Annotated in this window: 3 protein-coding genes and 1 pseudogene; 1 reads left to right on the plus strand and 3 read right to left on the minus strand. The window is 43.9% G+C overall.

Translation table 11 applies throughout. The features are described 5' to 3' along the window. Nucleotides 1-144 precede the first annotated feature (144 nt). Nucleotides 145-453, minus strand: a complete 309-nt coding sequence (locus A1019T_RS04470) for a WCX domain-containing protein (RefSeq protein WP_455566952.1) — start codon at nucleotides 451-453, stop codon at nucleotides 145-147. Nucleotides 454-488: 35 nt separating this feature from the next. Then, the gene (locus A1019T_RS04475; RefSeq protein WP_077450602.1) at nucleotides 489-1,493 is read right to left on the minus strand and encodes an oxygenase MpaB family protein; all 1,005 of its coding nucleotides are present in this window, start codon (nucleotides 1,491-1,493) and stop codon (nucleotides 489-491) included. 355 nt (nucleotides 1,494-1,848) lie between these two features. Between A1019T_RS04475 and A1019T_RS04480 the strand changes: the two genes are divergently transcribed. Beyond that, nucleotides 1,849-3,501: an MFS transporter gene (locus tag A1019T_RS04480; RefSeq protein ID WP_077450603.1), complete on the plus strand. Its 1,653-nt coding sequence runs from the start codon at nucleotides 1,849-1,851 to the stop codon at nucleotides 3,499-3,501. Between the two features lie 143 nt (nucleotides 3,502-3,644). On the opposite strand, the pseudogene A1019T_RS04485 reads toward A1019T_RS04480, so the two are convergent. Further along, nucleotides 3,645-4,649: pseudogene (locus A1019T_RS04485) on the minus strand (IS3-like element ISPpy1 family transposase); the annotation flags it as partial.

The raw sequence follows: 4,649 nt of genomic DNA on the forward strand, positions 1-4,649 counted from the left end.
GAGTAGTTATGGATGACACTTTAAATGACATAAAAAAGCATATTAATCTTAAATCATTAATGTAAAATTAGTTCTATTTTGGTTTTTAATTATCACTAATTTGACATTGTTTTAATTTTAATCTAAAACTACTAGTTGATAATTTTATTTGGTGTATTGATTCAGTCCATCTGTTAATCTATCAATAATCATTTCTCTAAGCTTAACAGGCTCAAGCACTTCTGACATATGCGACATACTGATTAGCCAATCTTCAAGCCTTACGGTATTCATCACGGTCGCTGTAAGTAACAAGTTTTTTTCATCCAGCTTTTCTAACGTCTGATCGTTTGATAGTGGTCGCTCGGTCAGATGTTGGGCAGCAATATGATTAATTTTAAGCCTTAATATAATTGGCTTTCCTCGCTGTGTTAAATGGGTTTCAAGCACGCCTTTTCGACTTAATTCTTCCAAACTTAAATCATTCACCCAATTGGGTATTGGCTCTTCTAAAATCTGCACTGATTGGATGCGTATGATGGCGTAGAGGGTAAATCATGCAGCGCTTTGGCGAGGGGTTTACCAAATTCAAAATCTAATTGCTGAGTTGCCAAATAGCTATAAAGCCATGCCCACGCCTCGGTTTCATCTTCAGGAATCCGTGCCAGCTCAATCCCCATCCACCAACTCGCCAGTTGCCATAAGTGCATAATGCCTTTGGACTCTTCGGCGCTGATTCTTGCCCCCAGTAATTTTAGTCCGCGCATAATGAGTAGCGAAAACTGCAGGTGGGTCGCCACCATATCAGTTTGGTTAATGGGCAACCCCCAGTAGCCACTGTCCCAATCATGGCGGCATAATTGTTGTCGTACCAGACCGTGTATGTGACGCACTTGCAGACTTTGCCGCCAGCCTTCTGTGCCAATTGCCAATGGGGGTTGCTGGTTGCGGCTAATCGCTGGGTACTCAGACACTGCCAAAATATAGGCATAGGTTCGCATGAGCCTCGGCAATGCATCATGCACTAACGCCCCTGTTTTGATGAGTGGCAATGAGAGCGCAGGGATACTATACCCTGCCATTAGCGCGACATTACGCAGTAACCAAATCAGCATCAACGGATAGCGCCGATAGGCAATTGCGCCAATCTCGGCAAGCTTGGCATCATACCAGCTCGGATATTGGCAAAACTGCTGATACAGTGTTTCAAACGCTGGCTGTTGCAATAACGCTTTGGCTGCCAATACGTCATTCGTTTGCGCTATCCCTTGCTCATGCAAAATCAATTGCTGCAGAGGTTTGGCAAATTTGATATCGCTGGATAACAGCGCATCGACAGGCTGATCTGCGATACCATACCCTTGCTGCATCTGTTGCAATAAATCCTTTGGCACCTCAAAATCACGGGGCAATAAAAATCGTTTGATACGCTGCAACACTTGTAAATCAGCATGGTGGTCAATGTCGGTATTGCGCCCCAGTGTCGGCAAATCGGTTTGGTGAAGCGGGTTCATAGCAGTGATAAATCAATGATGAATGAATGGATAGCCTAGCGCATTTTGGCAACTAAAAAACACCTATACAGCAAAAAAATCAAATTTTTTTGTTTAAAAATGTTAGCCCTTAATCGACTGGGTATATTTACTGGATGAATTTGACCGTAGCTTGCCTGATGGGTTTCAATGACCAGTGTGATAATGATTGGTTAGATAATGATGGGTTGGGTAATGATGGCAAGCATAGCGCTAGTCCATGTCACATGTATCATGTCACATTTATAGAACTATTTTGTCGCTGACGCTAAACCTATTTTTGATTACACTATAGCCAACCTCTCTTGTCTTAACAGTATCAAAATCGAGCCACCCTTTGAAATCACCTAGAATCTTAGAAACGCCACCCAATTGGACCGAGGATGAAAAACCCGCGCTACCCGGTTCCCCGCCGAGTATTGCTCACTCTCGATCAAAAAGCATTGTGTACTTTATCATCGGCGTTTTTATTGCAATTTGTGGTGGCTTGGGCAACGGCATTATTACCGCCAATTTACCGCAAATCCAAGGCGAATATGCGCTGACACCCTCACAAGTGGCTTGGATACCTGCTGTGTATGTTATGGCAAATGTCAGCGCCAACCTGCTGCTGTTTAAAGCGCGTCAACAATTTGGATTGCGCTGGTTTTCTGAAATATCCCTGCTGATGTTCATGCTGGTGATGTTTATTCATATATTTGTGCAAAACTATCCGATGGCTTTACTGGTCAGGGCGATAGGAGGCTTTGTCGCGGCACCGTTATCCTCACTGGGGCTTTATTATGTGATGCAAGCCTTTAGTAGTCAGTATCGTCTGCAAGGTTTGTATATTGGTTTTGGGGTCAGTGCGCTGGCGATTCCGTTGGCTTGGATAATGTCGCCTTATTTGGTCAATGTGAACGACTGGACTCGGCTTTACACCTTTGAGTTTGGTTTGGCGCTGTGTTGTTTTGCGATGGTGGTCGCCGTCAAGTTGCCACGAAGTTTACGTATCGAAGTGTATGAAAAGAAAGACATTCTCACCTTTTTGTTATTGGCGCCCGGTTTTGGGTTGCTGTGTGGGGTGTTGGTAAAAGGGTCGATTTTGTGGTGGGAAAACTCACCGTTATTGGCGTATATGCTCATTGGCGCGTTGGCGCTGTTGATGTCAGGCTTTTTCTTTGAGCATTACCGCAAAAATCCCTTGATTATGACCCGCTGGCTGGGGAGTGTTGCGTTATGGCGTTTTGTAGTAGGCGCTTTTTTACTGCGTTTGATTATGTCTGAGCAAAGTTATGCGGTGGTGAATTTTTTAAAATCCCAAGGCATCATGTCCGACCAGTTTGTGGGTTTTTATACGGTCATATTTTTTGGTATGTTGGCAGGTTTGATAGTCAGCGCACTGACCTTTTCACGGGATCATTTGATTCCGCCGATGGTGGTAGCGACTTTGCTCGTGGCGGTTGCCAGTGTGTATGATGCCAATATGCTCACCAGTGAAGTGCGACCCCAAAATTTTTATCTCAGTCAATTTGCAGTCGCGTTTGCAGGCTCACTGTTTATGGGTCCATTGGTATTGATGGGATTTGGGCTCACGCTGCGACAAAGCGTCAATCATGTCATCACCTTTATCATCTTGTTTGGTGCGACCCAAAACTTTGGCGGGCTGGTAGGCTCGGCTTTTTATAGCACCCTGCAACAGCAGCGCACCCAGTATCATAAACAAAGTATTTTACAGCAAATGCAATCGACAGATGCCACAGTAACCCAGCGGCTTCAACAATACCAAGCAGGGTTTAAACCCATTATCACCGACAACAATTTTTCACAGCAACAAGCCCAACAATCCCTCAACCAAATTGTCACGCGAGAAGCACAGATTAAAGCGTATGGCGATATCATTACTGTCAACAGTTACATTGCCACGTTTTTATTTGCTTGGGGTATGATTAATATCGCCCGCAAAAAATACATTGAAAATCGGCAAAAAGCAGCAATTAAGCAAACATAGACTGGATACGCTAGATGGGTATAACAAGGCGACCCAATTAGATAACTGTTTAATGATAAATAAAATGCTTACGGAAAACCCAACTCATGAGTAGTGAACCAACAACCCAGAATAAGGTACTCCCCAATGTCTAGACCAAATTATCATAAAATTAAGATAGAATTGGGTTGATAAAACGATTTATTATCCGAACTATTGTTAGCCAGATAAACCTGTGCAGGAGTATGGTAATCGAGCGACTGATGTAAACGCTCATGATTGTAAAACTCGAAATACTCTTTCAAACCTGCTCTTGCCTGACTGACTGTCTCAAACTGTCGCAAATACACGCATTCATACTTCACTGACCGCCAAAGCCTTTCCACAAAGATATTATCCCGAGCCCTACCGCGACCATCCATACTGATGGCAATACCCTGCTCAATGAGCGGTCTGGTAAATCTTGGGCTGGTAAACTGAGAGCCTTGATCCGTATTAAAAATCTCACAGCGTAACCCATTGTGCAGTAAGCTGCTCACCGTATCCACGCAGAAATCCGCCTCAAGCGTGGTAGATAGCGACCAGTCTAGAACATAACGACTGTACCAATCTATCACCGCCATCAAATACACGAAGCCCTTGGCTAGGCGAATATAGGTGATATCAGTACTCCATACTTGATTACAACGGCTAATCGGTACATGCCTAAGCAAGTACGGGTAAACTTGATGCTCAGAGTTAGGCTTACTCGTGTTAGGATGCTGATAAATAGCGTCTAGCCCCATTTGCCGTAGTAAGCGCCTAACTCGATCTTCTCCCACTTGATAGCCTAGTTGCCTCAAATACGCTGTCATACGTTTAACCCCATAAAATGGGGTCTTGGTGTACTGCTGGTCAAGCAGGTTCATCAGGGTAATATCAAGCTCGCTGATGGGCTTTGGCTGATAGTACAGACTTGAGCGGTTGATACTGAGTAATTCACATTGCTTACGAACACTAAAATCCTTGTTATCAGGTTCTAGCAGTTGTTTACGAGTGCTCAGGGTAGCTGTAAGGACTTTTTTTTAAGCCAGTCTCTTTCGCTTATAACTTGCCCTAGCTGCCTATGTAGTTCATCGATAATAGCTTGCTGGGCTTGTTCGTTGGCTTGCTGTTTGGTATTGAATGCA

The sequence above is a fragment of the Psychrobacter piechaudii genome, assembly GCF_900162825.1.
Lineage (GTDB): Bacteria > Pseudomonadota > Gammaproteobacteria > Pseudomonadales > Moraxellaceae > Psychrobacter > Psychrobacter piechaudii.